This is a genomic window from Enterobacter sp. 241F3, assembly GCF_034106785.1.
Taxonomy (GTDB): Bacteria; Pseudomonadota; Gammaproteobacteria; order Enterobacterales; family Enterobacteriaceae; genus Enterobacter; species Enterobacter vonholyi.
This window is the reverse complement of sequence record NZ_JAWNDD010000010.1, coordinates 77169-92806: the sequence shown is the minus strand read 5'-3', so window position 1 is coordinate 92806 and position 15638 is coordinate 77169. Positions and strand designations below refer to the sequence as shown.

The following is a 15638-nucleotide window of genomic DNA, read 5'->3' as shown; positions in this document are numbered from 1 at the left end:
GAAGTGAAACGCCGTAGCGCCGATGGTAGTGTGGGGTCTCCCCATGTGAGAGTAGGGAACTGCCAGGCATCAAACAAGTGAAGAGGCCATCCGAAAGGATGGCCTTTTTGCGTTTATGAGTCAAAAAATGGTAGGCCGGATAAGGCGAAGCCGCTACCCGGCAAGACGTCAGATCGCACTCCACTCCATAATAAACTCCGCAATCCCATCCACATCATTTAAATCCAGTACCGGAACTTCAAGTGGCAATACAACATCACTTGCCACCGCAATCACATGCTCATCCAGCGTTAACTCACTAAAATCATGCCCGGCATCGCTTCTGAATAGCAGGATCTTAGGCACGGCCTCATGCTTAAATCCCTCAATCAGCACCAGATCCAGGGTGGAGTGATCCATCCGACTGACAAGATAAGCGAGATCCTGCGGCGCCTCGTCCGGCGTTTCTGTCATTAACGCCCAGCGTTGAGAACTTGCCACCATCGTTTGCGCTGCACCCGCTTTACGCAGCTCAAAGCTGTCTTTTCCCGGTTTATCGACATCCATATTATGGTGGGTATGCTTAATCAATCCTGGACGAATACCTCTGGTACACAGCGCAGGAATGAGCTTTTTCAGCAGCGTGGTTTTCCCGGTTCCACTCCAGGCGGATATGGCTACAACAGGTATCATTTTTTCTCCTGCATCATCTGCAAATCTTCATGCGTATTCACATTCACAAACGCTGATTTCACATCGCTAAAATCAACGGAATGGCCGCCAGACTCACGCATGAAGACCATTACCCTGCGCTCTCCCCCAGCCAGATAGCTCTGCAGAGCAGGCGCTAGCGATCTGTGCATTAATGCGATAGCAGGATGGTCACGCTCGCCGTCATGTACCCAAACCACTGGAGCTGTACTGCGAAGCTGTAATAAACGCTCGGCAAGACAGGACGGAATAAACGGGGTATCGCAGGGGCAGAAGATAAACCACTCTCCTTGAGACTGTTGTATGACCGAAAGCATACCGGCCAGCGGTCCTGGGTAATCCTCAACGATATCCTGGTAGACGGCGTACCCGCTGCTTCGGTAAGTGTCGATATGCCGGTTAGCGCTGATGGCCATTGTCGACACCTGGCCTGAGAGCGTATCGGCGACATGCTGCCATAAGGGTTTTCCATTAAGAAGCTGAAGCCCCTTATCTTTTCCGCCCATTCGCGTTGCTCTGCCGCCTGCCAGAACGACCCCGATGATTTCCTGGCTAAGATTCACGAATATCGCCTCTTTTATTGTGGGATTGACCCTGCTAACGTGTCACTCTAAATGAAAGGAGCACCACCATGAAATGTAAACGTCTGAATGAAGTTATTGAACTCCTACAGCCCGCCTGGCAAAAAGAGCCAGAGCTAAATCTGATGCAATTTTTACAGAAACTGGCGAAAGAGTCAGGTTTTGACGGCGATCTGGCTGACCTTTCTGACGACATCCTGATCTACCACCTTAAAATGCGCGACTCTGCCAAAGATGCTGTTATTCCTGGTATTCAGAAAGATTATGAGGAAGATTTTAAGACCGCATTATTGCGCGCACGAGGCGTAATTAAAGAGTAAAAGCTTGTAAGCGGCGGCACCGAAATCGCCACAAGATGATATCCTGAATCATTCGTATAATTTCCGGATGATCGGATGAACGACCAGGCTTTTACTTTCCAGACATTACACCCGGACACCATTATGGATGCCCTGTTTGAACAGGGTATTCGGGTGGATTCCGGGCTAACACCGTTAAACAGCTACGAAAACCGCGTCTATCAATTTCAGGACGAGGATCGTCAGCGATTCGTTGTAAAGTTCTATCGTCCTGAACGCTGGTCCGCAGAACAAATTCAGGAAGAGCATCAGTTTGCTCACGATCTGCTGGATGACGATGTTCCCGTTGCCGCACCGCTGAAATTCAATAACCAAACGCTCCTCACGCACGAAGGGTTTTACTACGCTGTATTCCCGAGCCTGGGTGGTCGCCAGTTTGAAGCGGATAATATCGATCAGATGGAGTGGGTTGCCCGCTATCTTGGGCGTATACACCAGACGGGACGCAAAAAAGCCTTTATTGCCCGCCCGACTATCGGGATTCAGGAATACCTTCTTGAACCGCGCCAAGTATTCGAAACGTCTGCAATGATCCCCGCAGCGCTAAAGGATGATTTCCTCAACGCCACCGATAAGCTTATTGCTGCAGTGAAAACCTGCTGGCGCGATGATATTTCCGTCCTGCGCCTGCATGGCGATTGTCACGCCGGGAATATTCTCTGGCGTGACGGCCCGCTCTTTGTCGATCTCGACGATGCGCGCATGGGGGCAGCGGTTCAGGACCTGTGGATGCTGCTCAATGGCGATAAAGCCGAGCAGCGCATGCAGCTTGAAACCATTATTGAAGCTTATGAAGAATTTAGCCCGTTTAATTCAGACGAAATTGCCCTGATTGAGCCTTTACGTGCGATGCGTTTTGTTTATTATCTCGCATGGTTAATCAGGCGTTGGGACGATCCGGCATTTCCTCGCAATTTCCCGTGGCTTACCGGAGAGGATTACTGGCGTAGCCAGATATCTACATTTACTGAGCAGGTTAAGGTTCTTCAGGAGCCCCCTCTGCAATTAACGCCGATGTATTAATGGACACACCCAGGAGAGAGTTAATCATGAAAAAAATTTGGCTGGCGCTGGCAGGTATGATTCTGGCATTTAGCGCTTCTGCTGCGCAGTTTACCGACGGTAAACAGTACATCACGCTGGACAAGCCGGTCGCTGGCGAGCCACAGGTTCTGGAGTTCTTCTCGTTCTATTGCCCACACTGCTATCAGTTCGAGCAGGTGCTGCATGTTTCTGACAACGTGAAGAAAAAGCTGCCGGAAGGCACAAAAATGACCAAGTACCACGTCGAGTTCCTGGGCCCATTGGGTAAAGACCTGACTCAGGCATGGGCGGTGGCGATGGCACTGGGCGTGGAAGATAAGATCACTTCGCCAATGTTTGAAGCCGTACAGAAAACACAGACCGTTCAGACCACTGCGGATATCCGTAAAGTGTTCGTTGATGCCGGCGTGAAAGGTGAAGAGTATGATGCCGCGTGGAACAGCTTCGTGGTGAAATCACTGGTTGCCCAGCAGGAAAAAGCGGCTGCTGACCTCCAGCTTCAGGGCGTTCCGGCGATGTTTGTTAACGGCAAATATCAGCTGAACATGCAGGGCATGGACACCAGCAGCATGGATATCTTCGTACAACAGTATGCTGATACCGTGAAATACTTGGTTGAGAAGAAGTAATTTCACTGATGTAAAAACGCCGGTCATTGACCGGCGTTTTTGTATGAAGATTTAATCTTGCCTATCTGTTCGTCTTTCTCTTTCCAAAGCGTATTAAGCCACTGCTGGAAACGACGTTTGAAGTTCTTGTCGTTAACGTAATCACCGTGCAGTTCAGCGTCAATCGGAACCAGGTCGACATGCACGACAATGCGCGTCAGTTTGCCGCTGAGCATGTCGAAGAATGGCGTCCTGTCGTTTTCCGGATAGCAGAGCGTGACGTTAAGAAGTTTATCGAACTGTGCTCCCAGCACGTTAAGCGCCATCGCAATCCCCGCTGCCTTTGGCGGCAACAGATGCTGATAAGGAGAGCGAGTTTGCTGGCGCTTCTCTTCCGTAAACCGGGAACCTTCAACAAAGTTCACGATAGTCGTTGGATGCGCGCGAAACTTTTCGCAGGAACGGCGCGTGGTCTCCACATCTTTGCCGCGACGCTCGGGATGACGAATCAAATAGCTGCGCGAATAGCGTTTCATAAACGGCATATCTAGCGCCCAGCAGGCCAGCCCAATAAAAGGTACCCAGGCGAGCTGCTGTTTCAGAAAATATTTGTTCATCGGGATGTGTTTGCGAAAAAGCACGCATAACACCACGATGTCCGCCCAGCTGTGATGATTGCAGATCAGCAGATACCAGTTTTTCTTGTTAAGACTCTCCAGCCCTTTGATATCCCACTTCAGATGCGGGTTCAGGCACAGCAGGATCGCCAGCCCTTCGCACCAGCAGTACATCATGAAATTACAAAATGCGGACACGGCTCGCCACACCATGGGGACAGGCAGCAGCAGTTTAATGATCCCGGCTACGATGATCGGCACAGAACATGCGACAGTCACCAGAATAGTTAAAATGATGCTTAACAGTAATGTTATTGCAGCGAGCAATCTCGACATGATGAGCTTTTTCAGGTAGTTAGCTTTAAGTTAGCGGCCAGCTATTCGACGCTGGGCGCTGATTTTACCAGAAAACGGACAAATTAATGGCGCTTTCATGTGATGATTTGACCGCTTTTACCCTGTCGTAGACGATTTCACTGTGATTCCGCGCTTATCAAGGCTTATATCCACATAGACTAAATTGCCATCAGTTGGCCATATAGATAAGATCTAATGCCATAACAGCATGATAATTAAGATCTAAAATATAACTCATATGTGTATTTTGTGTCTGTTATTCATATGAACTGAAAATATGCACAAACTTATCCACAGTTTGAATTTTGCGAGCGATCCTCACGATCGCAAAATCTTTTCCTGTATCAGGCGCTAATAACTGATGTTTTCATCCTTCTGTGGCATCCTTTACCCATAAATTGATTAAAGGCACGGACATTATGGTTCAGATCCCAGAAAACCCTCTTATTCTCGTCGATGGCTCTTCTTACCTGTATCGGGCATACCATGCGTTTCCTCCTCTGACCAATAGCGCAGGGGAACCCACCGGCGCAATGTACGGCGTGCTGAACATGCTGCGCAGCCTGATCCTTCAGTACCAGCCAACCCATGCGGCTGTGGTCTTTGATGCGAAAGGCAAAACGTTCCGCGATGAGCTGTTTGAGCATTACAAATCTCACCGTCCGCCAATGCCTGACGATCTGCGTGCGCAGATTGAACCGCTGCACACCATGGTAAGAGCGATGGGGCTGCCGCTGCTGGCCGTCTCTGGCGTTGAAGCCGATGACGTCATCGGTACGCTGGCGCGTGAAGCAGAAAAGATGGGTCGTCCTGTACTGATCAGCACCGGTGATAAAGATATGGCGCAGCTGGTGACGCCAGGTATCACCCTGATTAATACCATGACCAATACCATTCTGGGGCCTGAAGAGGTTGTCACTAAGTATGGCGTGCCGCCTGAGCTGATTATCGACTTCCTTGCGTTGATGGGCGACTCCTCGGATAACATCCCGGGTGTCCCTGGCGTTGGTGAGAAAACCGCGCAGGCTCTGCTTCAGGGGCTGGGCGGGCTGGATACGCTCTACGCGGAATCAGACAAAATCGCCGGGCTCTCCTTCCGTGGCGCAAAAACCATGGCCGGAAAACTGGAAGAGAACAAAGAGGTGGCTTATCTCTCCTATAAGCTGGCTACAATCAAAACCGATGTCGAACTGGAGCTGGGCTGTGAGCAGCTTGAGGTGCAACAGCCTTCTGCTGACGATCTGCTGAGCCTGTTTAAGAAATACGAATTCAAGCGCTGGATCACCGACGTGGAAGCCGGTAAATGGCTACAGGCAAAAGGGGCCAAACCTGCTGCAAAGCCGAAGGAGACGATTGTTGTTGAAGCAGAAGATCAGGCTGAAGAAGAAGCCGTGGTGCTTTCATTCGACAACTACGAAACCATTCTTGAAGAGTCACAGCTGATCGCCTGGATCGAGAAACTGAAAAAGGCGCCGGTCTTTGCCTTTGATACCGAAACTGACAGTCTCGATAACATCTCAGCCAATATGGTTGGCCTGTCATTTGCGACAGAGCCGGGTATTGCAGCCTACGTTCCTGTGGCGCACGATTACCTGGATGCGCCGGAGCAGCTCTCCCGTGAACGCGTGCTTGAGCTGCTGAAGCCGATCCTGGAAGACGAAAAGGCGCTCAAGGTTGGGCAAAACCTCAAGTACGACCGCGGCATTCTGCAAAACTACGGCATTGAACTGCGTGGGATCGCCTTCGACACCATGCTCGAATCCTACATTCTGGACAGCGTCGCGGGCCGCCATGATATGGATTCCTTATCTGACCGCTGGCTTAAGCACAAAACGATTACCTTCGAAGAGATTGCCGGAAAAGGGAAAAATCAGCTCACCTTTAACCAGATTGCTCTTGAAGAGGCGGGTCGCTACGCGGCGGAAGATGCTGACGTCACGCTGCAGCTGCATCTGAAGATGTGGCCAAAACTGCAGAAGCACGAAGGTCCGCTGAACGTGTTCCAGCATATCGAGATGCCGCTAGTGCCCGTGCTATCCCGCATTGAACGCAACGGCGTGAAAATCGACCCAACGGTGCTGCATAACCACTCCGGGGAGCTGGCGCAGCGCCTGACCGAGCTTGAGCAAAAAGCGCATGAGCTTGCAGGCGAGCCGTTTAACCTCTCTTCACCGAAGCAGTTGCAAACCATTCTGTTTGAAAAGCAGGGTATCAAGCCGCTGAAGAAAACCCCTGGCGGCGCACCGTCAACCTCTGAAGAGGTGCTGGAAGAGCTGGCGCTGGATTACCCGCTGCCAAAAGTGATTCTGCAGTACCGTGGTCTCGCGAAGCTGAAGTCGACCTACACCGACAAGCTTCCGCTTATGATCAACCCGAAAACGGGTCGCGTGCACACGTCGTATCATCAGGCTGTTGCGGCGACCGGTCGTCTCTCGTCAACCGATCCCAACCTGCAGAACATCCCGGTACGTAACGAAGAGGGCCGTCGTATTCGCCAGGCTTTCATCGCACCAGAGGATTATCTGATTGTCTCTGCTGACTACTCGCAAATCGAACTGCGCATTATGGCGCATCTGTCCCGTGACAAAGGCCTGCTTACCGCGTTTGCCGAAGGGAAGGATATCCACCGGGCAACCGCGGCGGAAGTCTTCGGCTTGCCGCTGGACAGCGTGACCAACGAACAGCGCCGCAGCGCTAAGGCGATCAACTTCGGTCTGATCTACGGCATGAGCGCGTTCGGCCTTTCACGCCAGCTCAACATTCCGCGTAAAGGGTCGCAGAAGTATATGGATCTCTACTTCGAGCGTTATCCGGGCGTGCTGGAATATATGGAACGCACACGCGCGCAGGCGAAGGAAAAAGGGTACGTCGAAACCCTGGATGGCCGCCGTCTCTACCTACCGGACATCAAATCCAGCAACGCGGCGCGCCGCGCTGGCGCAGAGCGTGCGGCGATCAACGCCCCGATGCAGGGTACCGCGGCGGACATTATTAAGCGTGCAATGATCGCTGTTGATGCCTGGCTGCAAGAAGAGAAACCTCGCGTGAAAATGATCATGCAGGTACACGATGAACTGGTATTTGAAGTGCACAAGGACGACCTCGACGCCGTGTCGAAGAAGATCCACGAACTGATGGAAAGCAGCATGACGCTTGATGTGCCGTTGCTGGTGGAAGTGGGAAGTGGTGAAAACTGGGATCAGGCTCACTAACGATTCTTCGCATAACGCGCTATTTATGTAAGTTTGCAACATTAGAACGCGCGTTTTGTGACGATCATTAGAATTCCCTATGTAAAGAATGAAAAAAAACTACAAAAAGTGCTTTTTCTGCAGCACAAAAAGGGGTAGAGTTATTGGCGTAGGGTACAGAGGTAAGATGTTCTATCTTTCAGACCTTTTACTTCACGTAATCGGATTTGGCTGAATATTTTAGCCGCCCCAGTCAGTAATGACTGGGGCGTTTTTTATTGCGGCAAAGAAATGTTCAGGCAAAAAAAGCGCGGCCATTGCCGCGCCCGGTATTACTCTTGTTCCGCTTCCTTCGCGGGTTCCAGCTCGCTAAACCAGGTATCGAGTTTCTGACGCAGCTTGTCCACGCCCTGCTTTTTCAGCGAGGAGAACGGCTCAACCTGCACATCGCCGTTGAACGCCAGCACCGCTTCGCGAACCATATTCACCTGCGCTTTACGCGCGCCGCTCGCCAGCTTATCGGCTTTCGTCAGCAGCACCAGCACGGCGATATCGCTTGCTACAGCCCAGTCGATCATCTGCTGATCGAGATCTTTTAGCGGGTGACGAATATCCATCAGCACCACCAGACCTTTCAGGCACAGACGTTTTTCCAGGTATTCACCCAGCGCACGCTGCCACTTGATTTTCATCTCTTCTGGTACCTGCGCGTAACCGTAGCCCGGTAAGTCGACCAGGCGTTTGCCCTCTGCGACTTCAAACAGGTTGATCAGCTGGGTACGGCCAGGTGTTTTTGAGGTACGCGCCAGGCTCTTCTGATTGGTCAGCGTATTCAGGGCGCTGGATTTCCCCGCATTGGAGCGGCCAGCAAAGGCCACTTCAATACCGGTATCAGAAGGCAGGTGGCGAATATCGGGCGCACTGGTGACAAAATGCGTCTGTTGGTAGTTCCAGGTAGTCACGTGGTCGTCTCCAAAATCGTAATCTGAGGGGGATTATACCCGAATGCAGGCAAAAGGCTTTTCTGATTACTATGCCGTGTAGGCGAATGCCCCCACCGGTGTGAGAGATCGCCCAGTGAGACTATGGGAGATTTCAGAGAATTCGCAGGCGTTAAAAAATGCAAACTGTTTTAAATCATAAGCTTATTTTCGGGTAATTGTCTGAAAATCTCTTTTTATGCCGTTTCGTTGCTTGTTAGTTTAACGGAACAAGGTAAAGTGTGCGTCAGGGCGAGGAAGCCAACAGGAAATCGACTTAAGGATTAGGGTCAGGAGCGCCAGGAGGCGAAGACGCAGGATTGTCAGGACGACCAGCGCCTGGAGGCGTTTTAAAAGGAAATGGAACCGTATCACGGACGGTATTAGCCAAGGGATAAACAGGGTTTGTTGTTGGCAAACATGGAATGTCTGACCCGCTAAGGGTTGTGAGTCAGGAAAAAAGGCGACAGATTGCTCTGTCGCCTTTTTTCTTTGCTTGCTTTCTGCTAGATTTCGCCGCAATTCTATACTGAAGAAAACGACTTAAAGATAAAACATCATGAAAAAACCAACCTCCGCTGCGGGCGCGAAACGCCCTGCAAAAGCACGCCGCAAAACGCGCGAAGAACTGAACCAGGAAGCGCGCGACCGCAAACGCGACAAAAAACATCGCGGTCATGCTGCGGGTAGCCGTGCCAACGGTGGTGGTGCAGCGGGCGCTTCTGCAAAAGGCAAGCAGCAGAAAGATCCTCGTATCGGCAGTAAAACTCCCATTCCACTGGGCGTGACAGACACCCCGGTCACTAAGCAGCACAAACCAAAGAGCGAGAAACCTATGCTTTCACCGCAGGCTGAGCTGGATTTGCTGGAGAACGATGAGCGCCTGGACGCGCTGCTGGAACGTCTTGAAGAGGGTGAAACCCTGACCGCTGAAGAGCAGTCATGGGTGGATGCCAAACTGGATCGTATTGATGAACTGATGCAGAAGCTGGGCCTGTCATACGACGATGACGAAGATGAAGAAGAAGACGAGAAGCAGGAAGATATGATGCGTCTTCTGAAGGGTGGAAACTAACATTTGCACCCGGCAGGCACGATAGTCCTGCTTATAACCCTTCCGGTTATATGTTATCTGGTGTGGTTATTCGTTAAACTACGGCGGTTGTCGCGGCGACAGAAGTGGCTGCGCACCCGAATGATGGCCCGCAATGGGGTCAGAACGGGCCGCCGTATACGAACGCGACACCAACGGAAGGAGTGAGCATGTCAGCATCAACTATCGACTGGGATTTAGCCCTAATCCAGAAATATAACTATTCCGGGCCGCGTTATACGTCATACCCCACCGCGCTGGAGTTCTCCGATGCCTTCGGAGAGCGTGATTTCCAGCAGGCTGTCGCGCGCTATCCTGAGCGTCCGCTGTCGCTCTACGTCCATATTCCGTTCTGCCACAAGCTTTGCTACTTCTGCGGCTGCAATAAAATCGTGACCCGCCAGCAGCATAAAGCCGACCAGTATCTTGATGCGCTCGAACAGGAAATTGTGCATCGCGCGCCGCTGTTTAAAGGCCGTCACGTGAGCCAGCTTCACTGGGGCGGCGGTACGCCAACCTATCTGAACAAAGCGCAAATAAGCCGCCTGATGGCGCTTCTGCGCGGCAATTTCAGTTTTAATGCTGACGCTGAGATCTCGATCGAAGTCGATCCGCGTGAAATTCAGCTGGATGTCCTGGATCATTTACGCGCAGAAGGATTCAACCGACTGAGCATGGGCGTACAGGATTTCAATAAAGAGGTTCAGCGTCTGGTGAACCGCGAGCAGGACGAAGAATTTATCTTTGCCTTACTCAATCACGCGCGTGAGATTGGTTTCACCTCGACCAATATTGACCTGATTTACGGCCTGCCAAAGCAAACGCCGGAAAGCTTCGCCTTCACGCTGAAGCGCGTGGCTGAACTTAACCCGGACCGCCTGAGCGTCTTTAACTATGCGCATCTGCCAACGCTCTTTGCCGCCCAGCGCAAAATCAAAGATGCCGATCTTCCTTCTGCCCAGCAGAAGCTGGATATCCTGCAGGAAACCATCACCTCGCTGACCGAAACCGGCTATCAGTTTATCGGCATGGATCACTTTGCCCGCCCGGATGACGAGCTGGCCGTTGCTCAGCGCGAAGGGGTCCTGCACCGTAACTTCCAGGGATATACGACCCAGGGCGATACCGATTTACTGGGAATGGGTGTCTCCGCCATTAGCATGATTGGCGACTGCTACGCGCAGAACCAGAAAGAGCTGAAGCTGTATTACCAGCAGGTTGATGAGACTGGCAACGCGCTGTGGCGCGGCATTGCGTTAACGCGTGATGACTGTATCCGTCGCGATGTGATTAAGGCGCTTATCTGCAACTTCCGTCTCGATTTCAGCGATGTGGAAGCGCAGTGGGAACTGAACTTCAGCGATTATTTCGCGGAAGATCTGAAGCTTCTGGCGCCGCTGGCGAAAGACGGGCTGGTGGATGTGTCGGAGAGAGCGATAGAGGTCACACCGAAAGGGCGTCTGTTGATCCGTAATATCTGCATGTGCTTTGACGCGTATCTGCGTCAGAAAGCGCGAATGCAGCAGTTCTCGCGGGTGATTTAAACTGTAATGCCGGGTGGCGGCTTCGCCTTACCCGGCCTACAAAAGTGCGAAATGTAGGCCGGGTAAGCGAAGCGTCACCCGGCTTTTCATCGCCAACTCGCTAGCTAAACAGCCCAACCAGCGCCGCGCACAACATAGCCGCAACGGCTGTTTGTGGCGTGTGGCTTTCAGCGGCTCCGCTAGAGAGCATATTCACGAATGTTTCCAGCATGATGTTCACCCCCAATTTCCGGGCACGATCATACAAAACTCATCGGAACAGTAAAGCGCAAAATAACGACGATTTGCGTTCAATTAATAACCTTTACACAGCGGCGTGATATCATTCCATTCCCAGCTCTTTCAGCTTGCGCGTCAGGGTATTGCGACCCCATCCCAACAGGCGAGCGGCTTCCTGCTTGTGACCCTGCGTATGACGAAGCGCGGTGGTCAACAGCGTACGCTCCATCTCAGGCTGAGCCTCAGACAGCAGGTTTTGATGACCGGAACGCAGCGCGCGGTCGGCCCACTGCGCCAGCAGCGTCGCCCAGCTGTCCGGCAGCGCGTGTCCGCTACTGCTTTCCGGTGCGGTCGCCTCAAACAGTTCGGCCGGTAAATCCTGAATCAGCACTTCCTGACCGGCAGCCATCACGGTTAACCAGCGGCAGGTGTTTTCCAGCTGACGCACGTTGCCCGGCCACGCCAGACGCGTTAGAGCGGCATCGGTTTCCGGGTGAAGCTGCTTGGCTTCCACGCCCAGCTCGCGGGCAGCCACCTGCAGAAAATGACGCGCCAGGCGGGGAATATCTTCCCGACGTTCACGCAGCGGCGGCAGATGAACGCGGATGACGTTCAGACGGTGGAATAAATCCTCACGGAATTTTCCTTCCTGCACGCGTTGCTCCAGGTTCTGGTGGGTCGCTGCGATAATACGCACGTCCACTTTCACCGGCGCATAGCCGCCCACGCGATAAAACTGCCCGTCGGCCAGCACGCGCAGCAGGCGGGTCTGGACATCCAGCGGCATATCACCGATTTCATCCAGGAACAGCGTGCCGCCGTCAGCCTGTTCGAAGCGGCCCTGGCGAATGGTATTTGCGCCGGTAAATGCCCCTTTTTCATGGCCGAACAGTTCGGACTCAATTAAATCCTTCGGGATCGCCGCCATATTCAGGGCGATGAACGGGGCTTTTGCCCGCGGGCTATGGCGATGCAGTGCATGCGCTACAAGCTCTTTACCGGTGCCCGATTCGCCGTTAATCAAGACGCTGATGGACGAGCGGGACAGACGGCCAATAATGCGAAACACGTCCTGCATCGCCGGCGCTTCGCCAATGATGTCGGTGGTTGGCCCAAAATCGGGCGCGTGGCGCGGCTGTTGCTGCTCCTGATAATGGCTAATCGCGCGTTCAACCAGCGCCACCGCTTCGTCGATATCAAACGGTTTGGGCAGGTAATCGAACGCCCCTTGCTGATAGGCGCTCACCGCGGCATCCAGATCGGAATGAGCCGTCATTATGATGACCGGTAGCATAGGGTGGCGTTGTTTGATCTGCTTTAACAGCGCCAGCCCGTCCATGCCCGGCATACGGATATCCGACAGCAGAACATCGGGCGTTTTAGTGGTGAGTGCGTCGAGCACTTCGCTGCCGCTCTCAAACGTCGTGCAGCTTAATCCCGCCCCTGTGAGCGCGCGTTCAAGCACCCAACGGATGGAGCTATCGTCATCGACTACCCAGACTATCCCTCGTTGCATAAACGTCACCTTTATTTTTTAATCGGCAGGAAAACCGAAAACTCGGTATGTCCCGGCCAACTGGTAAATTCAATTTTTCCAGAGTGTTGGTCGATCAAACTGCGGGCAATGGATAAGCCCAGGCCGGTTCCGCCTTCACGGCCGCTGACCATCGGGTAGAACAGGGTATCCTGCAGATGCGATGGAATGCCGGGCCCGTTATCCTCAACGTCGATTCGGGCGGCCAGCCGGTAGCGCACGCCGTGTAACGTGAGCTGGAAGGCGGTGCGGGTGCGTAAAATAATCTCGCCGCCTTCAGGTCCCAGCGCCTGCAGAGCATTACGCACAATATTCAACAGGACCTGCTCAATCTGGTCCGGGTCATGGGCCAGTTCCGGCAGGCTTGGGTCGTAATCACGTACCAGCGTGACGTTCTCCGGCAGCTCCATTGAGACGAGCTTCACCACCCGCTCAGCCACTTTATGGATGCTTTCAGTGACGTGCATTCCCGGCTGCTGCGGACCGAGAAGACGGTCTACCAGATTCCGCAGACGGTCCGCCTGCTCAATGATGACGTTGGTATATTCCGCCAGCGCAGGGTCAGGCAGCGCCTTGGTCAGAAGCTGCGCCGCGCCGCGTAACCCACCCAGCGGGTTTTTGATTTCATGCGCCAGACCGCGCACGAGGTCACGGGCTGCAATCTGCTGCGCATGCTGAAGCTGCTCCTGGCTCAGTCGACGCTGATTATCCATCGGCGCCATTTCCAGCAGGATCAGGCCTTCGGGAAGACGTTGCGCGGTTAGCGACAGAATGTGCGAGCGCCCGTCGATCACCAGCGTCACTTCGTTATCGGTGAAACCCTGGCCTGCCTGTAAGCTTTCCTGCATCAGGCCAATATTCAGCGAAAAATAGCTCAGGAGTTCCGGAAGCGGGGTACCGAATAGTTTACGTGCGCTTTGGGCAAGCAGCTGCTGTGCCGCCGGGTTGGCGTAATGAACGGCCAGCTCGTCATCGACCAGCAAGATGCTGTTAATCAAAGAATTGAGGATCTGCCCAGCATCGGGCAGCGTGCCAGTTGCCATTCAGCAGTCTCCTGGAGTCGTTTGCACTAATTTAGTGCAGTATAGCGTTTTCGGCGTAAAAAGCGCGTGAGATCAGATTGTTGGTGGAGAAAAAAGCCCATCCGGAGATGGGCTAAAAGTTTCCACGGCAACTACTCCCGGCGCTTGTCACGCCGGGTAAAACAACTTAATTAAACGCTGTAGTACAGTTCGAACTCAACCGGGTGCGGAGTCATACGCACGCGGTCGTTCTCTTCAGTACGCAGGGCGATGTAGGCATCGATAGCGTCGTCAGTGAATACGCCACCTGCAGTCAGGAACTCGCGGTCTGCGTCCAGCGCCTGCAGGGCTTCTTCCAGAGAGCCAGCAACCTGTGGGATCTCTTTCGCTTCTTCTGGCGGCAGGTCGTACAGGTTTTTGTCCATCGCTTCGCCCGGGTGGATCTTGTTCTTGATACCGTCCAGACCGGCCATCAGCAGTGCTGCGAAGCACAGGTATGGGTTAGCCGCTGGATCCGGGAAGCGTACTTCGATACGACGCGCTTTAGGAGACGCTACTACCGGGATACGGATAGAAGCAGAACGGTTACGTGCAGAGTAGGCCAGCATCACTGGCGCTTCGTAGCCCGGGACCAGACGCTTGTAGGAGTTGGTGGTTGGGTTCGCCAGGGCGTTGATCGCTTTAGCGTGTTTGATTACGCCGCCGATGTAGTACAGCGCCTGCTCGGACAGGCCAGCATATTTGTCGCCAGAGAACAGGTTGGTACCGTTCTTGGACAGAGACATGTGGCAGTGCATACCGGAACCGTTGTCGCCAAACATTGGTTTTGGCATGAAGGTCGCGGTTTTACCGAAACGGTGCGCAACGTTGTGCACAACGTATTTGTAGATCTGAATTTCGTCCGCTTTTTTGGTCATGGTGTTGAAGCGGGTTGCCACTTCGTTCTGACCAGCAGTCGCCACTTCGTGGTGGTGAGCTTCAACAACCAGGCCCATCTCTTCCATCACCAGACACATGGTGGAACGAATGTCCTGTGCAGAATCGACCGGAGGAACCGGGAAGTAACCACCTTTAACGCCAGGACGGTGACCTTTGTTACCACCTTCATATTTTGTGGAGGAGTTCCATGCACCTTCGATGTCGTCGATAGCAACGTGGGAGCCAGAGATAGAAGCACCGAAACGGATGTCATCGAACAGGAAGAATTCTGGCTCTGGCCCGAACAGAACGGTGTCTGCGATGCCGGTAGAACGCAGGTACTCTTCAGCGCGTTTCGCGATAGAACGTGGGTCGCGGTCGTAGCCCTGCAGCGTGCCTGGCTCGAGGATGTCGCAACGGATGATCAGGGTTGGTTCTTCGAAGAACGGATCAATGACCGCAGTGGTTGCATCTGGCATCAGAACCATGTCGGATTCGTTAATGCCTTTCCAGCCACCAATGGAGGAGCCGTCAAACATTTTGCCTTCTTCAAAGAATTCGGCGTTCACCTGATGAGCAGGGATTGTGACGTGCTGTTCTTTACCTTTGGTGTCGGTGAAGCGGAGATCAACAAACTTCACTTCATGTTCGTTCAGCATCGTCAAAACGTGTTCAGCGGACATACTTAACTCTCCAGATTGGTCATTGTCGTCGTGGTAACGACGTCTTCAGTTTCTGTTTGTACTGGCTGTTGCCATGTAATTTTTATAAAGCGAAATCTGTGCCAACTTTTAAATCACCCCAAAAAGGCGTTATCATGCGCACCATAGTGCAAAAGGGCTGCACCACGATGGATTTGTTGCACCAGTATAGTGCTTCAA

14 protein-coding genes are annotated in these 15638 nt (G+C 52.9%); 6 read left to right on the top strand and 8 right to left on the bottom strand.

Annotation, left to right across the window (positions count from 1 at the left end; all coding sequences use genetic code 11):
- Positions 1–168: 168 nt before the first annotated feature.
- Together mobB and mobA are read right to left on the bottom strand one after the other, a co-directional pair.
- Positions 169–672, bottom strand: a complete 504-nt coding sequence (mobB, locus tag UR504_RS19865) for a molybdopterin-guanine dinucleotide biosynthesis protein MobB (RefSeq protein WP_302238045.1) — start codon at positions 670–672, stop codon at positions 169–171.
- Positions 669–1253, bottom strand: coding sequence for a molybdenum cofactor guanylyltransferase MobA (gene mobA / locus UR504_RS19860; protein ID WP_115876963.1), 585 nt, complete (start codon positions 1251–1253; stop codon positions 669–671). Before mobA ends, mobB begins: the two co-directional genes overlap by 4 nt.
- Positions 1254–1321: 68 nt before the next feature.
- On the opposite strand from mobA, the gene UR504_RS19855 reads away from it, so the two are divergent.
- From UR504_RS19855 to dsbA, 3 genes are all read left to right on the top strand, one after another.
- Positions 1322–1591 carry a YihD family protein gene (locus UR504_RS19855; protein ID WP_008501866.1) on the top strand — a complete coding sequence of 90 codons (270 nt, stop codon included), beginning with the start codon at positions 1322–1324 and terminating at the stop codon, positions 1589–1591.
- Positions 1592–1666: 75 nt separating this feature from the next.
- Positions 1667–2653 (top strand): serine/threonine protein kinase, encoded by a 987-nt coding sequence (locus UR504_RS19850; RefSeq protein ID WP_302238050.1) that lies wholly within the window; start codon positions 1667–1669, stop codon positions 2651–2653.
- A 26-nt stretch (positions 2654–2679) separates the two neighbouring features.
- Entirely contained in the window at positions 2680–3303 is a 624-nt protein-coding gene (gene dsbA / locus UR504_RS19845) for a thiol:disulfide interchange protein DsbA (RefSeq protein ID WP_045285687.1), read from the top strand.
- Between the two features lie 23 nt (positions 3304–3326).
- Here dsbA and UR504_RS19840 read toward each other — a convergent pair whose 3' ends face one another.
- Complete coding sequence (locus UR504_RS19840; protein ID WP_133295371.1) at positions 3327–4235, bottom strand: acyltransferase; 909 nt, start codon at positions 4233–4235, stop codon at positions 3327–3329.
- Between the two features lie 440 nt (positions 4236–4675).
- Here UR504_RS19840 and polA point away from each other — a divergent pair, with 440 nt between their 5' ends.
- Positions 4676–7468, top strand: a complete 2793-nt coding sequence (polA, locus tag UR504_RS19835) for a DNA polymerase I (protein ID WP_320740058.1) — start codon at positions 4676–4678, stop codon at positions 7466–7468.
- A gap of 311 nt (positions 7469–7779) precedes the next feature.
- Here the strand turns inward: polA and yihA are convergent, their stop codons facing one another.
- The gene (yihA, locus tag UR504_RS19830; protein WP_302238060.1) at positions 7780–8409 is read right to left on the bottom strand and encodes a ribosome biogenesis GTP-binding protein YihA/YsxC; all 630 of its coding nucleotides are present in this window, start codon (positions 8407–8409) and stop codon (positions 7780–7782) included.
- 577 nt (positions 8410–8986) lie between these two features.
- On the opposite strand from yihA, the gene yihI reads away from it, so the two are divergent.
- Both yihI and hemN read left to right on the top strand, forming a co-directional pair.
- Complete coding sequence (gene yihI / locus UR504_RS19825; protein WP_032644299.1) at positions 8987–9502, top strand: Der GTPase-activating protein YihI; 516 nt, start codon at positions 8987–8989, stop codon at positions 9500–9502.
- A 188-nt stretch (positions 9503–9690) separates the two neighbouring features.
- Positions 9691–11064 carry an oxygen-independent coproporphyrinogen III oxidase gene (gene hemN, locus UR504_RS19820; RefSeq protein WP_252093684.1) on the top strand — a complete coding sequence of 458 codons (1374 nt, stop codon included), beginning with the start codon at positions 9691–9693 and terminating at the stop codon, positions 11062–11064.
- Positions 11065–11164: 100 nt separating this feature from the next.
- Here the strand turns inward: hemN and UR504_RS19815 are convergent, their stop codons facing one another.
- The 4 genes from UR504_RS19815 to glnA all read right to left on the bottom strand — a co-directional run bounded on the left by UR504_RS19815 (position 11165) and on the right by glnA (position 15440).
- Positions 11165–11275 (bottom strand): YshB family small membrane protein, encoded by a 111-nt coding sequence (locus tag UR504_RS19815; RefSeq protein WP_136196048.1) that lies wholly within the window; start codon positions 11273–11275, stop codon positions 11165–11167.
- 111 nt (positions 11276–11386) lie between these two features.
- On the bottom strand, positions 11387–12799 hold the full coding sequence (gene glnG / locus UR504_RS19810) for a nitrogen regulation protein NR(I) (protein WP_008501858.1): 1413 nt from the start codon (positions 12797–12799) through the stop codon (positions 11387–11389).
- A gap of 11 nt (positions 12800–12810) precedes the next feature.
- A complete protein-coding gene (gene glnL / locus UR504_RS19805; RefSeq protein WP_008501857.1) occupies positions 12811–13860 on the bottom strand; it encodes a nitrogen regulation protein NR(II) in 1050 nt (349 codons plus the stop codon).
- Between the two features lie 170 nt (positions 13861–14030).
- Complete coding sequence (gene glnA / locus UR504_RS19800; RefSeq protein WP_008501856.1) at positions 14031–15440, bottom strand: glutamate--ammonia ligase; 1410 nt, start codon at positions 15438–15440, stop codon at positions 14031–14033.
- Between the last annotated feature and the right edge of the window lie 198 nt (positions 15441–15638).

Bases quoted from the DNA above. Each gene is read 5' to 3' on its own strand.
- glnL (WP_008501857.1), bottom strand. From the start codon at position 13,860: ATGGCAACTGGCACGCTGCCCGATGCTGGGCAGATCCTCAATTCTTTG.
- UR504_RS19840 (WP_133295371.1), bottom strand. From the start codon at position 4,235: ATGTCGAGATTGCTCGCTGCAATAACATTACTGTTAAGCATCATTTTA.
- UR504_RS19815 (WP_136196048.1), bottom strand. From the start codon at position 11,275: ATGCTGGAAACATTCGTGAATATGCTCTCTAGCGGAGCCGCTGAAAGC.
- UR504_RS19850 (WP_302238050.1), top strand. From the start codon at position 1,667: ATGAACGACCAGGCTTTTACTTTCCAGACATTACACCCGGACACCATT.
- UR504_RS19855 (WP_008501866.1), top strand. From the start codon at position 1,322: ATGAAATGTAAACGTCTGAATGAAGTTATTGAACTCCTACAGCCCGCC.
- dsbA (WP_045285687.1), top strand. From the start codon at position 2,680: ATGAAAAAAATTTGGCTGGCGCTGGCAGGTATGATTCTGGCATTTAGC.
- glnA (WP_008501856.1), bottom strand. From the start codon at position 15,440: ATGTCCGCTGAACACGTTTTGACGATGCTGAACGAACATGAAGTGAAG.
- hemN (WP_252093684.1), top strand. From the start codon at position 9,691: ATGTCAGCATCAACTATCGACTGGGATTTAGCCCTAATCCAGAAATAT.
- yihI (WP_032644299.1), top strand. From the start codon at position 8,987: ATGAAAAAACCAACCTCCGCTGCGGGCGCGAAACGCCCTGCAAAAGCA.
- polA (WP_320740058.1), top strand. From the start codon at position 4,676: ATGGTTCAGATCCCAGAAAACCCTCTTATTCTCGTCGATGGCTCTTCT.
- glnG (WP_008501858.1), bottom strand. From the start codon at position 12,799: ATGCAACGAGGGATAGTCTGGGTAGTCGATGACGATAGCTCCATCCGT.
- mobB (WP_302238045.1), bottom strand. From the start codon at position 672: ATGATACCTGTTGTAGCCATATCCGCCTGGAGTGGAACCGGGAAAACC.